The organism is Streptomyces sp. NBC_01016, from assembly GCF_026341035.1.
Taxonomy (GTDB): Bacteria; Actinomycetota; Actinomycetes; order Streptomycetales; family Streptomycetaceae; genus Streptomyces.
In genome coordinates this window covers 1,620,540-1,639,048 of sequence record NZ_JAPEOQ010000001.1, presented here as the reverse complement: position 1 = coordinate 1,639,048, position 18,509 = coordinate 1,620,540, and the positions used below count along the sequence as shown (strand labels likewise).

General features: G+C 71.4%; 15 protein-coding genes. 9 read left to right on the top strand and 6 right to left on the bottom strand.

Features of this window, described 5'->3' with window-relative positions; translation table 11 throughout:
• Positions 1–30 precede the first annotated feature (30 nt).
• Positions 31–1,317, top strand: coding sequence for a DUF2637 domain-containing protein (locus OG746_RS07715; RefSeq protein WP_266712794.1), 1,287 nt, complete (start codon positions 31–33; stop codon positions 1,315–1,317).
• A 65-nt stretch (positions 1,318–1,382) separates the two neighbouring features.
• Here OG746_RS07715 and OG746_RS07710 read toward each other — a convergent pair whose 3' ends face one another.
• A complete protein-coding gene (locus OG746_RS07710; RefSeq protein ID WP_266712792.1) occupies positions 1,383–3,287 on the bottom strand; it encodes a lysine--tRNA ligase in 1,905 nt (634 codons plus the stop codon).
• Positions 3,288–3,428: 141 nt separating this feature from the next.
• On the opposite strand from OG746_RS07710, the gene argS reads away from it, so the two are divergent.
• Positions 3,429–5,189, top strand: a complete 1,761-nt coding sequence (gene argS / locus OG746_RS07705) for an arginine--tRNA ligase (RefSeq protein ID WP_266712790.1) — start codon at positions 3,429–3,431, stop codon at positions 5,187–5,189.
• 73 nt (positions 5,190–5,262) lie between these two features.
• Here argS and OG746_RS07700 read toward each other — a convergent pair whose 3' ends face one another.
• The gene (locus OG746_RS07700; RefSeq protein ID WP_266712788.1) at positions 5,263–5,856 is read right to left on the bottom strand and encodes a TetR/AcrR family transcriptional regulator; all 594 of its coding nucleotides are present in this window, start codon (positions 5,854–5,856) and stop codon (positions 5,263–5,265) included.
• A 132-nt stretch (positions 5,857–5,988) separates the two neighbouring features.
• Between OG746_RS07700 and OG746_RS07695 the strand changes: the two genes are divergently transcribed.
• Positions 5,989–7,440, top strand: a complete 1,452-nt coding sequence (locus OG746_RS07695; protein WP_266712786.1) for an MFS transporter — start codon at positions 5,989–5,991, stop codon at positions 7,438–7,440.
• 54 nt (positions 7,441–7,494) lie between these two features.
• Here the strand turns inward: OG746_RS07695 and OG746_RS07690 are convergent, their stop codons facing one another.
• Complete coding sequence (locus tag OG746_RS07690; RefSeq protein ID WP_266712784.1) at positions 7,495–8,910, bottom strand: helix-turn-helix domain-containing protein; 1,416 nt, start codon at positions 8,908–8,910, stop codon at positions 7,495–7,497.
• A 173-nt stretch (positions 8,911–9,083) separates the two neighbouring features.
• On the opposite strand from OG746_RS07690, the gene OG746_RS07685 reads away from it, so the two are divergent.
• The 3 genes from OG746_RS07685 to OG746_RS07675 all read left to right on the top strand — a co-directional run bounded on the left by OG746_RS07685 (position 9,084) and on the right by OG746_RS07675 (position 10,945).
• The gene (locus OG746_RS07685; RefSeq protein WP_266712782.1) at positions 9,084–9,815 is read left to right on the top strand and encodes a DUF4232 domain-containing protein; all 732 of its coding nucleotides are present in this window, start codon (positions 9,084–9,086) and stop codon (positions 9,813–9,815) included.
• 55 nt (positions 9,816–9,870) lie between these two features.
• Complete coding sequence (locus tag OG746_RS07680; protein WP_266712780.1) at positions 9,871–10,497, top strand: nucleoside/nucleotide kinase family protein; 627 nt, start codon at positions 9,871–9,873, stop codon at positions 10,495–10,497.
• Between the two features lie 82 nt (positions 10,498–10,579).
• A complete protein-coding gene (locus tag OG746_RS07675) occupies positions 10,580–10,945 on the top strand; it encodes a PH domain-containing protein (RefSeq protein ID WP_266718773.1) in 366 nt (121 codons plus the stop codon).
• 248 nt (positions 10,946–11,193) lie between these two features.
• On the opposite strand, the gene OG746_RS07670 is transcribed toward OG746_RS07675, so the two are convergent.
• Positions 11,194–12,768 carry a FadD3 family acyl-CoA ligase gene (locus tag OG746_RS07670; protein ID WP_266712778.1) on the bottom strand — a complete coding sequence of 525 codons (1,575 nt, stop codon included), beginning with the start codon at positions 12,766–12,768 and terminating at the stop codon, positions 11,194–11,196.
• Positions 12,769–12,876: 108 nt separating this feature from the next.
• Between OG746_RS07670 and OG746_RS07665 the strand changes: the two genes are divergently transcribed.
• The 3 genes from OG746_RS07665 to OG746_RS07655 all read left to right on the top strand — a co-directional run bounded on the left by OG746_RS07665 (position 12,877) and on the right by OG746_RS07655 (position 15,365).
• Positions 12,877–14,028 (top strand): lipid-transfer protein, encoded by a 1,152-nt coding sequence (locus tag OG746_RS07665; RefSeq protein WP_266712776.1) that lies wholly within the window; start codon positions 12,877–12,879, stop codon positions 14,026–14,028.
• Positions 14,029–14,133: 105 nt separating this feature from the next.
• Positions 14,134–14,592, top strand: a complete 459-nt coding sequence (locus tag OG746_RS07660; RefSeq protein WP_266712774.1) for a Zn-ribbon domain-containing OB-fold protein — start codon at positions 14,134–14,136, stop codon at positions 14,590–14,592.
• Positions 14,589–15,365 (top strand): enoyl-CoA hydratase/isomerase family protein, encoded by a 777-nt coding sequence (locus OG746_RS07655; protein ID WP_266712772.1) that lies wholly within the window; start codon positions 14,589–14,591, stop codon positions 15,363–15,365. The genes OG746_RS07660 and OG746_RS07655 overlap by 4 nt, the downstream gene beginning before the upstream one ends.
• A gap of 6 nt (positions 15,366–15,371) precedes the next feature.
• On the opposite strand, the gene OG746_RS07650 is transcribed toward OG746_RS07655, so the two are convergent.
• Both OG746_RS07650 and afsK read right to left on the bottom strand, forming a co-directional pair.
• The gene (locus OG746_RS07650) at positions 15,372–15,854 is read right to left on the bottom strand and encodes a hypothetical protein (RefSeq protein ID WP_443063225.1); all 483 of its coding nucleotides are present in this window, start codon (positions 15,852–15,854) and stop codon (positions 15,372–15,374) included.
• A 103-nt stretch (positions 15,855–15,957) separates the two neighbouring features.
• Positions 15,958–18,360, bottom strand: coding sequence for a protein serine/threonine kinase AfsK (afsK, locus tag OG746_RS07645; RefSeq protein WP_266712768.1), 2,403 nt, complete (start codon positions 18,358–18,360; stop codon positions 15,958–15,960).
• Between the last annotated feature and the right edge of the window lie 149 nt (positions 18,361–18,509).

Genomic DNA, 18,509 nt, shown 5'->3' with positions numbered 1-18,509 from the left:
GCAACAGCCGGAACTTGGAGGGGAAGTGGAGTGGCCGCGCCACTGAAGCTGACACGGACGCACCGGATACTCGTGGGGGTGGTCATCGCCGGGGCGGTGGTCATCGCCGCCATCGGTTTCGCCGGTTCGTACGCCGCTGTGCGGGAGTTGGCCCTGCAAAAGGGCTTCGGGAGCTTCTCGTACGTCTTCCCGATCGGTATCGACGCCGGTATCTGTGTGCTCCTTGCACTGGATCTGCTGCTGACGTGGATCCGGATTCCGTTCCCGTTGCTGCGTCAGACGGCGTGGCTGCTGACGGCGGCCACGATCGCCTTCAACGGCGCGGCGGCCTGGCCCGATCCTCTGGGCACCGGCATGCACGCGGTGATCCCGATCCTCTTCGTGGTGGCCGTGGAGGCGGCGCGGCACGCGATCGGGCGGATCGCGGACATCACCGCGGACAAGCACATGGAGGGCGTGCGCATCACGCGCTGGCTGCTGTCTCCGCTGCCTACGTTTTTGTTGTGGCGGCGGATGAAGCTGTGGGAGCTGCGTTCGTACGACGAGGTCATCAAGTTGGAGCAGGAGCGGCTCGTCTATCAGGCGCGGCTGCGTTCGCGGTTCGGGCGGGCGTGGCGGCGGAAGGCTCCGGTGGAGTCGCTGATGCCGCTGCGGCTTGCGCGGTACGGGGTGCCGCTGGCGCAGACCGCGCCGGAGGGGCTCGCCGCGGCGGGTATCGAGGCGCCGCTGCTGCCGGCCGTTCCGGCTGCCGCGCCCGCTCCGCGCGAGGCGCCGGCTCAGCTCACGGCGGCGCAGCCGCGGCCCGAGCCGTCCTCCGGGAACGTGGGCTACGTCCCGCCGGCGTTCAACGGGGAGCCGCGGAAGGAGTACCGGGGCGGCTACGACCCGAACTTCGAGCCGCCGGTGTTCGTGCCCGAGCCGGAGCACCAGGGCCGGTACGAGGAGCGGCCGCCGCAGGCCCAGGTGCCGGCTCCCCGCGCTCCGGAGCCGGAGCCGCAGTACTCGGAGCCGGAGTACCAGGAACCGCAGTACCGGGAGCCTGAGTTCCAGGAGCCCGAGTTCCCGGTGCCCAACGGGGCCGGCGGGACGCGGCAGTTGGGTGACGGCGCGCCGGATCTCGTCGAGCAGCCGACGGACGACGAGCTGTACCAGGTGTTCCGCGGCTCGATAGAGGGCGAGGGGCTGCCGACGCCGAAGGCGTTCGCGGCGAACGTGGAGGCCCAGTACGGGGAGCGGCTGACGGCGGAGGACGTGCAGCGGTACATGAACCAGTTCGCGGTCCGCTTCGAGCAGGACATGATGAGCGACTACGCGTAGGCGCGGGCGCGGTCATGCGTGAGGGGCGGCACCGGATCGGATCCGGTGCCGCCCCTCACATGTGCTCAGGCCCCGAGCAGCTTGCGCACGCGGTCCGCGCCGACGGCGAGGAGCAGCGTGGGCAGTCGCGGCCCGGTGTCGCGGCCGACGAGCAGGTGGTAGAGCAGCGCGAAGAACGAGCGCTGGGCGACCTTGATCTCGGCGGGGAGTTCCTTGGCGGTGGCGTCGGCGGGGAAGCCGGCCTGGACCTTCGGAACGCCGTACACGTGGTGGGTCAGGCCGTCGAGCGACCAGTGCGAGTCCAGGCCCTCCAGGAGGAGGCGGATGGATTCGCGGCCCTGCTCGTCGAGCGCGGCGAGCGCCTCGGTGTCGGGCTCGGTGCGCACGATGGTGCGGGACTCGGCGGGTACGTACTTGGTGATCCAGGCCTCGGCCTTGTCGAGCCGGGGGCGGACGGTGTCCAGGTCCGTGACCGGGTTCGACGGGTCGAGCTCGGAGAGGATCCGCTGGGTCTGCTCCGCGTCTCCTGCGGTGACGTCGGCGACGGAGGCGAGCGTGCGGTACGGCAGCGGGCGCGGGGTGCGGGGCAGTTCGCGGATCTCGACCTCGGCCGTGCGGGCGACGTCGGCCGTCGGGCCTGCTTGTCCGGCCGGGGGTCCGGGGGTTGCCCCCCGGGAAGACACAGTGCGGCCCGCGACGCCGATGGCGCGGCTGTGCGCGGCGGCGTCGGCGGGCAGCGCGGTGCCGTCGGCGACCTTCGCGTTCAGCTTGTCCCACTCGTCGTAGAGGCGCTGGATCTCCTGGTCGAAGGCGATCTTGAACGACTGGTTGGGCCTGCGGCGGGCGTAGAGCCAGCGCAGCAGCTGCGGCTCCATGATCTCGAGCGCGTCGCTGGGGGTGGGGACCCCGCCCTTGCTCGACGACATCTTGGCCATGCCGGAGATGCCGACGAAGGCGTACATCGGGCCGATGGGCTGCTTGCCGCCGAAGATGCCGACGATCTGGCCGCCGACCTGGAACGACGAGCCCGGCGACGAGTGGTCGACGCCGGACGGCTCGAAGATGACGCCCTCGTAGGCCCAGCGCATCGGCCAGTCGACCTTCCAGACCAGCTTGCCGCGGTTGAACTCCGACAGCCGGACGGTCTCGGTGAAGCCGTCGAGGGTGCAGGTGTAGGACAGCTCCGTCGTCTCGTCGTCGTACGAGGTGACGGTGGTGAGGTCCTTGCCGCACTGGCCGCAGAACGGCTTGTACGGGTAGTAGCCGCCCGTGCCGCCGCTGCCGTCGTCCTCGTCGGCCGCGCCGGAGCCCTCGGCGGCCTCCAGCTCGGCCTCGTCGACCGGCTTCTGGTTCTTCTGCGGCTTCTTCGGATCCTTCTTCGTGCGGTACTGGTCGAGGATCGCGTCGATGTCGCCGCGGTGCTTCATGGCGTGCAGGATCTGCTCGCGGTACGTACCGGCCTGGTACTGCTCGGTCTGGCTGATGCCGTCGAACTCGACGCCGAGGTCGGCGAGGGCTTCGACCATGGCGGCCTTGAAGTGCTCCGCCCAGTTCGGGTACTCCGACCCGGCGGGGGCGGGCACGGACGTGAGCGGCTTGCCGATGTGCTCGGCCCAGGACTCGTCGACGCCGGGGACGCCGGCCGGGACCTTGCGGTAGCGGTCGAAGTCGTCCCAGGAGATCAGGTGCCTGACCTCGTACCCGCGGCGGCGGACCTCGTCGGCGACCAGGTGCGGGGTCATGACCTCGCGGAGGTTGCCGAGGTGGATCGGGCCTGACGGGGAGAGGCCGGAGGCGACGACGATCGGTTTGCCCGGGGCACGCCGCTCGGACTCGGCGATGACATCGTCCGCGTAACGGGAGACCCAGTCTGCGTTCTCCTGGGTCTCCGCTCCGGTGCTCTGGGCCACGGTCGGCTCGTCCTTCTCTCCGTGATCGGGGGTGTGCGCGCGTACCGCACGCGGTGCCATTGTCCCAGCTACCCGGGCCCTGGGAAAAACGCGTTGTTCAGCGGGCCGCGGGGAGCATGCCGAAAAACCGCTTTGCGGCCCCGTGGAATACTGGCTGTGACTCTTTCAACCCAGCCCCGACCAGAACGGCAGCCCTTACCCATGGCCCCGGTCCCGTCCATCACCGCCTCCGTCAACGCACGCCTTGCCGACGCCCTGACCTCCGCCCTGCCGGAGGCCGGCGGCGCGGACCCGCTGCTGCGACGTAGCGACCGGGCCGACTACCAGGCCAACGGGATCCTCGCGCTCGCCAAGAAGGCGAAGGCGAACCCGCGGGAGCTGGCCACGCAGGTCGTCGAGAAGATCACGAACGGCGAGCTGATCGCCGAGGTCGAGGTCTCGGGCCCGGGCTTCCTGAACGTGACGGTCACCGACAAGGCGATCACCGACACGCTCGCGGCGCGCGCCGCCGACACGGACCGGCTCGGCGTGCCGACGAAGGCGGAGCCGGGCGTCACGGTGATCGACTACGCGCAGCCGAACGTGGCGAAGGAGATGCACGTCGGCCACCTGCGGTCCGCCGTGATCGGTGACGCGCTGCGCGGCATGCTCGACTTCACGGGCGAGCGGACGATCGGCCGGCACCACATCGGTGACTGGGGCACGCAGTTCGGCATGCTCATCCAGTACGTGATCGAGCACCCGGAGGAGCTGCCGAAGGCCGGTGCGGACGCCGACGGCGAGCAGGCCATGTCGACGCTGAACCGGATCTACAAGGCTTCGCGCGCCGTCTTCGACGCGGACGAGGACTTCAAGGAGCGGGCCCGTAAGCGGGTCGTGGCGCTCCAGTCCGGCGACAAGGAGACGCTCGACCTGTGGCAGCGGTTCGTCGACGAGTCGAAGGTCTACTTCTACTCGGTCTTCGAGAAGCTCGACATGGAGATCCGCGACGACGAGATCGTCGGTGAGTCGGCGTACAACGACGGCATGCCGGAGACGGCCCGCCTCCTGGAGGAGTCGGGTGTCGCGGTCCGCTCGGAGGGTGCGCTCGTCGTCTTCTTCGACGACATCAAGGGCAAGGACGACCAGCCGGTCCCGCTGATCGTGCAGAAGGCGGACGGCGGCTTCGGCTACGCGGCCTCCGACCTGACGGCGATCCGCAACCGCGTCCAGGACCTGGACGCGACGTCGCTCCTGTACGTCGTGGACGTGCGCCAGTCGCTGCACTTCAAGATGGTCTTCGAGACGGCGCGGCGCGCGGGCTGGCTCTCCGACGAGGTGAGCGCGCACAACATGGCGTACGGCACGGTGCTCGGCGCGGACGGCAAGCCGTTCAAGACGCGTGCGGGTGAGACGGTGCGCCTGGAGGACCTGCTCGACGAGGCGGTACAGCGTGCCGCCGAGGTCGTACGGGAGAAGGCGCGGGACCTCAGCGAGGACGAGATCCAGGAGCGGGCCGCGCAGGTCGGCATCGGCGCGGTGAAGTACGCGGACCTGTCGACGTCGCCGAGCCGCGACTACAAGTTCGACCTGGACCAGATGGTGTCGCTGAACGGCGACACGTCCGTCTACCTCCAGTACGCGTACGCCCGTATCCAGTCGATCCTGCGCAAGGCGGGCGAGGCGAAGCCGGCCGCGCACGCGGAGCTCGAACTCGCCCCGGCGGAGCGGGCGTTGGGTCTGCACCTGGACGCGTTCGGCGACACGGTCTTCGAGGCGGCCGCCGAGTACGCGCCGCACAAGCTGGCCGCGTATCTGTACCAGTTGGCGTCGCTGTACACGACGTTCTACGACAAGTGCCCGGTCCTGAAGGCGGATTCGACGGAGCAGGTGGAGAACCGCCTGTTCCTGTGCGACCTGACGGCCCGGACGCTGCACCGGGGCATGGCGCTCCTCGGCATCCGCACGCCCGAGAAGCTCTGACCGCACCTGCACGTACACCGCGGCCCGTCCTCCCTTCCGGGAGGGCGGGCCGCGGTGCGTCGTGGGTCCGTGGTCACGCCAACTCGGGCCAGCCGCGCCGGAATCGGTCGAACGCGGCGGCGAGGGATTCGCGCGGGGCGGGGTCCGTGGCGACGAGGTCGGGGAGTTCCAGGATGTAGCGGGCGAGGATGCGCAGCGACACGTCGCCCGCGTCCAGCCCTTCCGTCTCCTCCGCGATGACGTCGGCGAGGGCGTCCTCGCACTCCACCCACAGGGTGCGGGCGTGCCGGCGCAGGGCGGGGGTGGTGACGACGAGGTCGAGCCTGCGCCGGAACTCGTTGGCGAGGTCGTCGGAGAACATGCCGCGGCCGGCCATGAACTCGTGCAGCGCGTCCAGGACGGAGACGCCGTCGGCGCGCTCGCGGACGGCTGCCGTCAGTGACGTCTTGCGTTCCTCGCTGTCGCCGAGGATCAGCGCCTCCTTCCCGCCGGGGAAGTGCGCGAACAGCGTGGTGAGGGCGGTGTCGGCGGCGGCCGCGATCTCGGCGACCTTGACGTTGTCGTAGCCGCGCTCGAGGAAGAGGCGCAGCGCCGCGTCGGAGAGCGCCTTGCGGGTGGCTGCCTTCTTGCGCTCGCGACGTCCGGGGGTCTGCTGCGTCTGCGTCATGCCACCACGATACCCGCCACCTCCTACTCACTTCAAAGTCGTAGCGATTGCGTTTTCATAGTCGCTATGGTTTTCTGAAATGGAAACGAGGCCGTCACGCGCCCAGCGCGCACTCACCGGAAGGAGCCCGTCATGACGTCCACGACCCACACCACCGAAGCGGAGACCGGGACCGGGCCCTCCGGCCCCGTCGCCGCGCTCTCCAAGGCCGCCTTCTGGACGGTCCTCGCGCTCGTCCTGCTCGCCGACGCGCTCGACATGATCGACTCGACGGTCACCAACATCGCGGCGCCGACGATCGTCGCCGACATCGGCGGCGGCGAAGCCCTCGTCAAATGGCTCGGCTCGGCGTACGCCCTCGCGATGGGCGTGCTGCTCGTCATCGGCGGGCGGCTCGGCGACAAGTACGGTCAGCGCCGCCTGTTCCTGATCGGCATGACGGGCTTCACGCTCGCCTCCGCGCTCGCGGGGCTCTCCCCCGACCCTGCGCTGCTGATCGTGGCCCGCGTCCTCCAGGGCGCGTTCGGCGCGCTGCTGATCCCGCAGGGCATGGCGATCATGACGCGGAACTTCTCGCGGGAGCAGATGAGCAAGGCGTTCGGCCTGTTCGGCCCGCTGCTCGGCCTGTCGTCGGTCGGCGGCCCGATCCTGGCCGGATTCCTGATCGACGCCGACATCGCCGGCCTGACCTGGCGGCCCATCTTCCTGATCAACCTGGTCCTCGGCACGGTCGGCGTGCTCGCCGCCGCCAGGCTGCTGCCGCGCGACGAGGGCGACCGTACGGTCACCGTCGACACCCGCGGCTCGGTGCTGCTCGCGGCGACGATGTTCGGCCTGATGCTGGGCCTGATCGAGGGTTCCAGCAGCGGCTGGGGACCCCTCGCCCTCGGCTCGCTCGCGGCCGGTCTGCTCTTCCTCGTCCTGTTCTTCCGCCGCCAGCGCACCGCGCCCGAGCCCCTGATCAAGCCGTCCCTGCTCAAGAACAAGGGCTTCACGTCGGCCCTGATCCTCGGCCTGATGTTCTTCGCGGTGACCTCGGGGCTGATCTACGTGATCTCCCTGTTCATGCAGCAGGGCCTCGGCGCGGCCCCCGGCGACGCCGCGCTCGGGCTGCTCCCGCCCACCCTCGGCATCATCGTCGCGGCGTTCGCCACGATGGGCGGCCTGACGAAGAAGCTCGGCCGGAACGTGGTGACGCTCGGCCTGCTCCTCACCCTCGCGGGCGGCGCCTGGCTGCTGATCCTGGTCCTCGCCCAGGGCACCGGCCTCTCCCTCTGGGCGATGGCCCCGGCGGTCTTCCTCACCGGACTCGGCATGGGCTGCTGCTTCGGCACGGTCTTCGACCTCGCCCTCGGCGACGTCTCCGCCGACGAGGCGGGCAGCGCGTCCGGCTCCCTCACCGCGATCCAGCAGCTCGCCAACGGCCTCGGCTCGGCGATCGTCACCACGGTCTACTTCCACTCGGGCACCCCCGCCCACGCGATGACCGTCTCCCTGGCCGTGGTCCTCGTAGTGACGGCGGCGTGCCTGCCGGTGCTGCGACTGCTGCCGCGTCGCGCGCCGGAGGAGGCGCACGGGCACTGACCGCCAGGGCCCTTCCGAGACCGCAAGCCCCGGACCGTACGGGGCGGGCTCCTGCTAGCCCTCGCGCTCGATCCACTCGCTGCCGCCCAGCGGGTAGTCGTAGCCGGGGCGTCCGGAGTTCCCGCTCGTACGGAACGGGGTGCCGTCGTTGTCGACGCGGACGGTGCCGTGGCGGGTGCCGCTCGACCAGTCGAGGGTGAGGTCCCAGCGGACGTCGTGCGCCTTGGCGTGCGCGGTGACGTAGAAGACCTCCGGGTCGGACTCGCTGACCTTGTACGGGAAGTCGCGCTGGCCGTTCTTGACGGTGACCGAGGGACTGCCGTTGTCGAGGTCGACGTCGAACGACTTGGTCTCCACGTTGCCGCCGCAGCCGACGCCCATCGAGTAGTCGTTCCACGCGAGCGGGGCGTCCTTGCCCGCGACGCGTACGTGCAGGTCCTCCAGGACGACGGTCTCCTTGCCGGTCCCCTGGACGGTGAGGGCGACGCGCTGTTCGCCCGAGGAGACCGCCCCGTACGCGGCGGCCCAGCGCGGCGCGTCCTGCTCGCCCGCGGGCGGGCCGACCTGTTCGGGTCCGCTGTCCACGAGGAAGTGCTGGCTGCACGGGCTGTCGTAGACGTAGGGGCGGGTGGCGACGTTGAGCGGTGCGGCGCCGTTGTCCTGGCCGCCGGGAGCTGCCGCGTCCGCTCCATCGGTCTTCGCGGGGGTGGACGGCTTGTCGCTGACGGCGGTGCTGCTGCTCGGGGAAGGAGTGGCGGAGGCGGACGGCTTCCGGGCGGCGGGGTGGCCGGTGCCGGTCGTGGAGGCGGTGGCGGCGGGGCCGGCGGCCTGCTGTTCGCCGTCGCCGCCCGCGCCGTCCGCGCCGCCGGACGGCAGGTTCACGGCGAGGGTCACGGCTCCCAGGACGACGGCTGCCGCGGCGGAGGCGATCAGTGCGGTGCGGCGGCGGGGGTGTGGCGATGCGGCACCGCTCGGTGGGGCGCCGGTGACGAGGGGGGCGTGGTCGTGGGGAGCGGGAGCGGGCGTGGGCGCGGGAGGCGTGGTTGAGGTCGCGGGGCTCTGCCCCGGACCCCGCGGGCTCTCGTCCAAGAGCGGGGCTTGAATTGCCGGCGGGGCTTGATTTGCCGGCGGGGCTTGATTTGCCGGCGGGGCTTGCTTTGCCGGAGCCGATCCTGAGGCCGGTGCGGCTGCTGGAGGCGTCGACCTCTTGCCGCGGGTCGCGTCCGCCAGGATCCAGTGACGGTGCAGATCCAGCAGTTCGTCCGGTGTGGCCTTGCAGAGGCGGGCCAGGCGCTCCACCGGGGCGTAGTCGTTCGGCACGGCCGTGCCGTTGCAGTAGCGGTGCAGCGTCGACGTGCTCATGTGCATCCGCTTGGCCAGCGTCCCGTAGCTCAGCCCCGAGCGGTCCTTCAGCTCCCGCAGCAGCGCGGCGAAGCCGTCACCCGAGTCCTCGGACACCCGTTCCTCCATCCCCCGCGTCCCGGTCCGCCGTTCCAGGGGGAGGTCATCTCCCCAGGTCAGCGCCCGTTTCGGCGTTCCAGCGTCCCGAACTCCCCGGCATTTGTGGCGGCTGGGACGGATCACCCCACAAGCTCCGGTCATCCAAGCACCACACCCACCGCACCACCGAAGGGGCTCGACCGATGACTGCTCAGCGCACCTCCCGCACCCGTCTCCTCACCGCCGCCGCGACCGTCGCCCTCGCCGCGCTCTCCCTGACCGCGTGCAACGACGGAACGGGAGTCAACGACGAAGGCGCGTCGAAGGGTTCGTCCACGAGATCGTCCACGGGGTCCTCCTCGGGCTCGTCCTCGGAGGCGGCCGCGACGCAGTCCCCCGCGGCGGGCACCCCCGGCTCGCAGAAGCCGGGCGCGAACGAGACGTCCACGCCCGCCGACTCGAAGCCCGCCGCGAACGCCCCCGCCACGAAGACCCCCGCGTCCTCCGGCAAGGCCGTCACCTGCCAGGGCTCCAACACCAAGACCGTCGCGGCCCCGCTGACCCGCCCCCTCAACCACATGCTGCTCACGGTCACCAACACCGGCGGCAACACCTGCTACCTGTACGGCTACCCGGCCGTTCAGTTCGGCGAGGCCCAGTCCGTGCCCCCGGTCGACGAGGACACCAAGCCGCAGGCCGTCGTCACGCTCAAGCCCGGGGAATCCGGCTACGCCTCCGTGCTCCTGTCCGCCGCCGACGGCAGCGGCGCGCACGGCCACACGGAGAAGTCCCTGACCGTCCACTTCTCCGGCCGCACCGGCAGCGAGAACCTCAACCCGGCCCACCCGTCGCTGCCCGCCGAAGGCCTCCGCATCGACGACTCGCTGAAGGTCGCGTACTGGCAGCAGTCGATGGACGACGCCATCAGCTGGTGACACCCGGTCCGGCAGGCCCCGGTCCGGCAGGCTCTGGTCTGGCAGGGTCTGGGGCATGTCGTACGTCGATGAACCGGCCGCCCGCGCACGCGCCCTGGCGGCCTCGGGCCCGCGCCGCCTCCTCGGTATCGCAGGCCCGCCCGGCGCGGGCAAGTCCACGCTCGCCGAGGCCCTGGTGGACGCGCTCGACGGGGCGGCGGTGCTGGTTCCCATGGACGGCTTCCACCTCGCCGACAGGGAGCTGGCGCGCCTCGGTCGCGCGGACCGCAAGGGCGCGCCCGACACCTTCGATACCTACGGATACGCGGCACTTCTCGCCCGGCTGCGGTCACCGCACCCCGACGAGACGGTGTACGCGCCGTGTTTTGAACGGGAGTTGGAGGAGCCGGTGGCGGGCGCGCTGCCCGTCCCGCCGGACGTCCCGCTGGTCATCACCGAGGGGAACTACCTGCTGCTCGACGAGCCGCCGTGGTCGACGGCCGTCCGCCCGCTCCTGGACGAGGTGTGGTGGGTCGACGTCGACGACGGGGTGCGCGTGGAGCGGCTGATCGCCCGCCATGTCGCGTTCGGCAAGTCCCCGGACCGCGCCCGCTCGTGGGTGCTCCGCTCGGACGAGGCGAACGCGCGCCGGGTGGCGTCCGGCCGCAAACGGGCCGACGTGATCGTGGACGTACCCGGCTGAGCCCGCCCCGCACGGGAACCCTCGCGTGTACGCACCCGTTCTCTGGAGGACCACGCAGTACGACGACGAAACGGGGATCTCCATGGCACTGTTCGGCAACGCTCATACGATCGACCCGGCCAAGGCCGCGCAGGACTACGGGCGGCTGCTCGGCCAGGGTGAACAGATATTCGGCGCCTACCAGTTGATACGCGACGCGATCCTGCTCACCGACCGGCGCATGATCCTCATCGACAAGCAGGGGATGACGGGCAAGAAGGTCGAGTACCACTCGGTGCCCTACCGCAGCATCTCCCACTTCGCCGTGGAGACGGCCGGTCACTTCGACCTGGACGCCGAACTCAAGATCTGGATATCGGGGAACTCGGTGCCGATCGAGAAGACCTTCACCAAGGGCGTCGACATCTACGAAGTGCAGGCGATTCTGACGCAGTTCGTCGCACGCTGACGCCGGGGCAGGGACGTCAGGCGCGCGTGGCCGACGCGATCGTGGACGTACCCTGCTGAGCCCGCCCCGCACGGGATTCACGCTGACCGGGCCCGGCGGTGTCGGCAAGAGCCGTACGGCGCTGCGCGCGGTCGAGGGGCTGCGCGCGTCCTACCCGGACGGGATCTGGCCGGCCGCGGACGACGGCCGGCTCATGCGGGGTGCCTGGCTGATGGGGTACGCGGATCACGCGCGGGTGGGCGCGGGCCTCACCCGCGGCCGCGCAGCTGCGCCTTCACGACCTTGCCGCTCGCGTTGCGCGGCAGCTCCGGCACGAAGGCGACCTCGCGCGGCACCTTGTAGTTCGCCATCTCGCGGCGCGACCAGGCGATGAGGTCGTCCTCGGTCAGCACCCCGCCCGCCCTGCGCACCACGTACGCCTTGCCGACCTCGCCGAGCCGGCCGTCGGGGACGCCCACCACCGCGACGTCGGCGACGGCCGGGTGGAGGCCGATGAGCTGCTCTATCTCGGCCGGGTAGGCGTTGAACCCGCCCACGATGAACATGTCCTTGATGCGGTCGGTGATCCGGAGGTTGCCGGCGGCGTCCATGACCCCGACGTCGCCGGTCCGCAGCCAGCCGTCCGGGCTGATCGCCTGGGCCGTGGCGGCGGGATCCTCGAAGTACTCGCGCATGACGTTGAAGCCGCGCACCAGCACCTCGCCCGGCTCGCCGGGAGCGGACGAGTCGACTCGGACCTCCGTGCCCGGTATCGCCCGCCCCGACGTCTCGGCGATCACCTCGGCCGGGTCGCCGCGGCGGCACATCGTGGCGATGCCGCTGGACTCGGAGAGCCCGTACGCGGTGAGGACCGTGGCCACGTTCAGCTCGCCGCGCAGCCGTTCCACGAGCCGCAGGGGGACCACCGCGGCTCCTGTCACGACGAGCCGCAGCGCCGACAGGTCGTGGGTGTCGCGCGCCGGGTGGTCGAGGAGGGACTGGTGGAGCGTGGGCGGGCCCGGCAGGACCGAGATGCGCTCGGACGCGATGTTGGCGAGCGCCGTGTCCACGTTGAAGACCGGCTGCGGCACCATCGTCGCGCCCCGCATCAGGCAGGCGAGGACCCCGGCCTTGTAGCCGAACGTGTGGAAGAACGGGTTCACGATCAGATAGCGGTCGCCCTCGCGCAGGCCCGCGAGGTCCGCCCAGATCTCGTAGCCGCGCAGCGTCTGGGCGTGGGTGATGACGGCGCCCTTGGGGCGTCCCGTCGTGCCGGACGTGAAGATGATGTCCGAGGGCGCGGCGGCATCCACAGCGGCGGAACGTTCGCGGACCTCGGCGGCCGTGACCTTGTCGCCGCCGGCCAGGAACTCCTTCCAGGTCCGGTAGCCGGGGGCCTGCGGCGCGCTGTCGCCGAACACCACCACCTGTTCCAGGGCGGGCAGTTCGGCCCCCGCCTCCTGCGCGCGCCGCAGCGACGCCACGTAGGACGTGCCGAGGAAGGTGCCCGTGACGAACAGCAGCCGGGCCCGGGAGCGGCCCAGGATGTCGGCGGCCTCGCCGCCCTTGAAGCGGGTGTTGAGCGGTACGAGGACGGCTCCCGCGCTCACCGCGCCGAGCGCGGAGACGATCCAGTCCAGGGTGTTCGGCGCCCAGACCGCGACCCGGTCCCCCGCCTCCACACCGGCCGCCATGCATGCCGCCGCGGCCCGCTCGACGCGCTCGCCGAGTTCCGCGTACGAGATCCGGGTACGCCCCTCGACCACGGCCTCGCGCTCGCCGTACCGTTCGGCTGCGTCCCGTACCAGCTCCGGGACCGTTCCCCACTCGCCATCCGTACGCATCGAACGACCTCCCACAACGCCGTAGCTGACTATCCGTCAGATTAGCTGTAGCCTGACGCGCTGTCAGCACAGCGGACCAGGCGGCAGACGGAACAAGTGGGGGTGCCCATGGCGGGACTCAAGGACGCGACGGCCATCGTCGGTATCGGACAGACGGCCTTCGCGAAGCAACTCCCGGAATCCGAGAAGACGTTGGCGTGCCGGGCGATCATCGACGCGCTCGACGACGCGGGGATATCCCCGTCCGAGGTCGACGCCTTCGCCTCTTACACGATGGAGGAGACGGACGAGGTCGAGGTGGCCAAGGCCATCGGGGCCGGGGACGTCACCTTCTTCTCCAAGGTCGGCTTCGGGGGCGGCGGTTCGTGCGCGACCGTCGCCCACCTGGTCGCGGCGATCGCCACGGGCCAGGCGAGCGTCGGTATCGCGTGGCGCTCCCGGAAGCGGGGTTCGGGGCCGCGCCCGTGGAAGAACACGGCCGTCCAACTCCCCACGCCCGCCCAGTGGACGCGGCCGTACGGGCTGCTCCGCCCGGCCGACGAGATCGGCATGCTGGCCCGCCGCTACATGCACGAGTTCGGCGCGACGCGGGACCACCTCTTCAACGTCGCGCTCGCCTGCCGGAACCGGGCCAACCAGAACCCGGCCGCGATGATGTACGAGCGCCCCATGACCCGCGACATGTATATGACCTCGCGGTGGATCAGCGAACCCCTCTGCCTCTTCGACAACTGCCTGGAGACGGACGGCGCGTTGGCATGCGTGATCGTGTCGGCCGAGCGCGCCCGCGACTGCCGGCAGAAGCCGGTCTACGTGCACTCGGCGGCGCAGGGCCTGCCCGCGCAGCACCACGGCATGGTCAACTACTGGAACGACGACCCGCTGACCGGGCCCGCGTGGACGGCGGCCCGCCACCTGTGGAAGAACGCGGACGTCACCCCCGAGGACGTCGACGTCGCCCAGATCTACGACGCGTTCACCCCGCTCATCCCGCTCTCGCTTGAGGGGTACGGGTTCTGCGGGCGCGGCGAGGGCGCGGCGTTCACGGAGGGCGGGGCCCTTGAGATCGGCGGGCGGCTCCCCATCAACACGGGCGGCGGCGGCCTCTCGGAGGCGTACGTCCACGGCTTCAACCTCATCAACGAGGGCGTGAAGCAGTTGCGGGGGGTCAGTACGGCGCAGGTGCCGCAGGCGGAAACCTGTCTGGTGACGGCCGGTGAGGGTGTGCCGACCTCGGCGCTTCTGCTGCGCTCGGCTTGACCCGATTTCGCTGCCCTGCGACGGCGTTGCGGTCTCGGGGCTCCGCCCCGGACCCCGCTGCTCAAACGCCGCAGGGGCTGGAATTGCCTACCCGGAGGACAGCTCATGGCAGACGCGACGACAACGTCCCAACTCCTCACCCCCACCCTCGACGACGACGGCGCCCCCTTCTGGGAGTACGCCGCCCGGGGCGAACTCCGCATACAGGCCTGCGCCGAAGCAGACTGCGGGGAACTCCGGTTTCCGCCCCGGCCCTGCTGCCCGCACTGCCAGTCCTTCGACAGCGAATGGCGCAGGATGAGCGGCCGCGGACGCATCTGGTCCTACGTCATCCCCCACCCGCCGCTGCTCCCGGCCTACGCCGCCCAGGCCCCGTACAACGCGATCGTCGTCGAACTGGCCGAGGCGCCCCGGATCCGCCTCGTCGGCAATCTGGTCTCCGCCCCGGACGCCCCGCTCAACTCCGTCGACCCGGACCGCCTCAAGATCGGCGCGCGGGTGCAGGTGGCGTTCACGGAGGTCGACGGGGTGACGGTGCCGCGCTGGGTGCTGGAGCGCTCATGACCGTACGTACGGAGATCGACAAGGGCACGGGCGTCGCCACCGTCACCCTCGACCGCCCGCGCCGCCACAACGCCCTGGACCAGGCCACCGTCACCCAACTGGCGGAGACCTGGCGGGAGTTCCGCTTCGACGACACCGTGCGGGCGATCGTCCTGACCGGGGCCGGCGACCGGGCGTTCTGCACGGGCATCGACCGCGGGTGGGACGTGCCGCAGCCGGACTCCCCGTACTCGGCGGACGATCCGCTCCCCACGGTCGGGCCGAAGGCCAACGACCTGTGGAAGCCCGTGATCGCCGCGGTCAACGGGATGGCCTGCGGCGGGGCGTTCTACCTGATCGGCGAGTCGGAGTTCGTGGTCGCGGACGAGACGGCGACGTTCTTCGACCCGCACACCACGTACGGCATGGTCAACGCCTTCGAGTCGATCTACTTGGCGCAGCGGATACCGCCGGGCGAGGTGGCCAGGCTCGCACTGATGGGCTCGGCGGAACGCATGTCGGCGCGGCGGGCGCACGAGATGGGCCTGGTGTCCGAAGTCACCGAGGCCGGTGGGGCGTTGGCGGCGGCGACGCGGTGCGCCGCCACCATCGCCTCGCATCCGACGGAGGCCGTCCAGGGCACCGTGAAGGCGATCTGGGCGGCCACCGCGGCCAACCGGGAGCGCGCCTTCGCCCTTGCCCCCGACCTGATCAAGCTGGGCAACCTGCCGCCGGAGCGACAGGCCGAGCTCTTCAACTCCCGTACGCAGAGCCGGGAGTTCAGGGTGCGTTGAGTCCGGTCAGCCCAGCGCGCGGGCGTACGGGTCGATGCGGCAGCGGTCGACGTCGGCGGCGAGGGTCTTGCTGCCGACCGGCACCTGAACGGTCGCCTTGCCCCGCGAGGCCACCTCGACCTCGTGGTGGCGATCGGCCACCGTGTTGCCGCCCGCGCCGAGGAAGGCGCCGTGCACGTCGAACCGCACGCGCGTGCTGTTCGGGTTGGTGACCGTGACCAGGGCGTACGCCTGCTGCGCGTCGGCGCACTTGAGCAGCTTCACGGTGGCGTCCTGAAGGTTCCTCGTGGCGGAGGACGACGGCGTCGTGGAGCGGTGCCGGGTGTGCCGGGTGTAGCTGCTGCCGCTGCCGCCCTTGGAGACGTGCGAGGAGGTCGAGTCGTGGCTCTGGGACGAGCTGCTGCAGCCGCCCCCGCTGCTGCTGCTCCGGCTCTTGGAGTGTCCGTGGCTCCGGCCGGTGGTGAACCCCGTGAGGGCCACCACCACCATCGTCGCCACCGCTGTCAGTTTCAGTCCCCGTTTCATCACGCGGGGCACCCTATCGGGGCCGGGCCCCGATAGGCAGAGGGCCCTGAGAAGACCCCCGGGACCTTCACCGACTGGTCCCGGTCCCCTTCTCCGCGTCCAGCGCGTACACGCAGCGGTCCTTGCTGCATGCGTAGACGACGCCGTTCCTGACGACCGGTGTTCCCGTGATCTCGCCGCCCGTGGCGAGCTTCCAGCGCAGGCGGCCGTCGTCGGCCTTCAGCGTGTAGAGCAGGTGGTCCGTGGAGCCGAAGTGGATGCGCCCGTCCGCCACCACGGGTGCCCCGGCGATCTCGCCGCCTGCCTGGAAGCGCCACTTCGGGGTGCCGGTCACGGCGTCCAGGGTGTACAGCCCCTGGCCGCTGCCGACGTGCACATGTCCCTGCGCGACCAGGACCGGGTCGACCGACGAGGGCCGGGCCTCGGTCGCGATGCGCCAGCGGTCGCGGCCGTCGGTGGCGTCGAGCGCGTACACGGTGCCGAGGTGGTCGACGAGGTAGACGCCGCCGCCGGTGACCGCGGCGCCGGGGGCGAACGCGGGCGGGCTGAGGAACACGGCGGGCGCCTCGAAGTGCCAGCGGACGTGGCCCGATGCGGCATCGACGGCGAGGACGCGGGTGCCCGCGGCGACATACACATGGCCGTCGGACGCGGGCGTGAGACGCATCGGGACGCCGCCGCAGGAGGCCGCGTCGCCGATCGGGTACGACCAGCGCTCGTCACCCGTACGGGCGTCGAGGGCGCGAAGCCGCGCGTCCTGCCACACGTAGACCGTGCCGTCGTACATGACGGGTCCGGCCTCCGTCGCCTCGAAGTCCGTCTGGCAGCCGGTGATCTCCCACTGGAGCTCGCCACTGACGGCCTCGCGGGCCTGGACGCCGCCGCCGCGGGTGGCGGTGACGACGGTGCCGCCGGCGGCCTGGAGCGCGTACACCCAGGCGTCGGTCTGGATCCGCCACAGGTCGCTGCCGTCGCGGGCGTCGAGCGCCCACAGCGTGGGGCCGTCGGAGGCGTGGATACAGCCGTCCGCGACGGCCATGGACCAGGCGACGTCACGGGTCTTGAAGCGGCGCCGCCCGGTGGCCACGTCCAGGACGTGCACCTCGAACGACGTGACGTAGACGAGGTCGCCGGCCACCGCGGGCGTGCCCCACACATCGTTCGACATGCGGAAGCGCCAGGGCCGCCAGGGCGCGCCCTCGGCGACGGAGGGCGCGGGCACGACCGGTTCGTGCGAGCCGTTCACCGCGGGCTTGGAGCGGGACCAGGATCCGGCGAGGCCCGATTCGGCGGGCGGCGCCTTCACGGCGGCGGCCCGCGCGTCGGCGACCCGCGGTCCGGGTCCGATCGGCACCTGCGCCCCGGCCAGGTGCACGGGCCCGTCGGCCACGAGGCTCTGGCCCGCGGGCACGGGCGAGTGCCGCCAGCCGTCCGTGCCCACGGGCGGGGACGCGGGGACCATGGGCGGCGCGGGCGGCTGCGAGGGCATGGCGGGGATCGGCGCACCGTGCCCGTTCGGAGCGGCGTGTGCGCCGGGGCCCGGCGGCCGGGTCGCGGGGGCCTTGGGGGCGGGGCGGCCGCCGCGGCGCGTCTCGATCAGCGCGACGGAGCGCTCGGGCAGCCAGGCGGAGGCGGTGCCGCTGTCGTCGCTGCCCGCGCCGAACAGGTGGGGGGCGAGCTGGGACTGCAGGTCGGCCGGGGAGGGCCGCTTGACCGACTCCATCTGCATGCACGCTTCAAGGAGCGGCCGCAGCTCCTCCGGTAGCCCCTCCAGGTCCGGGCCCTCGCGCAGCAGCATGAACACGGTCTCGACGGGGTTCGCGCCGTGGAACGGGGCGTGCCCGGTCGCCGCGAAGACGAGGGTCGAGCCGAGCGAGAAGACGTCCGAGGCGCCCGTCACGCTGCGCGAGTCCTTCGCCTGCTCGGGCGACATGTACGCGGGCGTGCCCACCGCCACGTTCGTCATCGTCAGGCGCGTGTTCGAGACGCCGGACGCGATGCCGAAGTCGATGACGCGCGGGCCGTCCTCGACGACCAGCACGTTCGACGGCTTGAGGTCGCGGTGCACCAGGCCCGCGCCGTGGATCGACTGCAGGGCCTCGGCGATGCCCGCGGCGAGCCAGCGCACGGCCTGGGCGGGCAGCGGCCCGGTCTCGTTCACTATTTCTTCGAGGGAGGGCGCCGGTACGTACGCGGTGGCGAGCCAGGGCACGGCCGCGCGCGGGTCGGCGTCGACGACGGCGGCCGTGTAGAAACCGGACACCGCCCGTGCCGCCTCGACCTCGCGCGTGAAACGGACCCGGAACAGCTGGTCCTCGGCGAGTTCCGTACGCACCGTCTTGATCGCCACGCGTCGGCCCGAAGCCGAGCGCGCCAGATAGACCAGGCCCATGCCGCCCGCGCCGAGCCGTCCCAGAACCTCGAACGGACCGATCCGCCTCGGATCGTGCTGCGTCAGCTGATCCATCACTTGCCTGCCACCTCCCCGTGCGGGCCACCGCACTCACGGCCCCCGTCAGCGTCTCACCACCGAAGCGCCACGGCGGCACGCACCCCGATTCTTCCTGTCTCGGCCCTCAGTTGCGAACCTCGGGTCAAAACGGGGTGTCTCGGAGCATT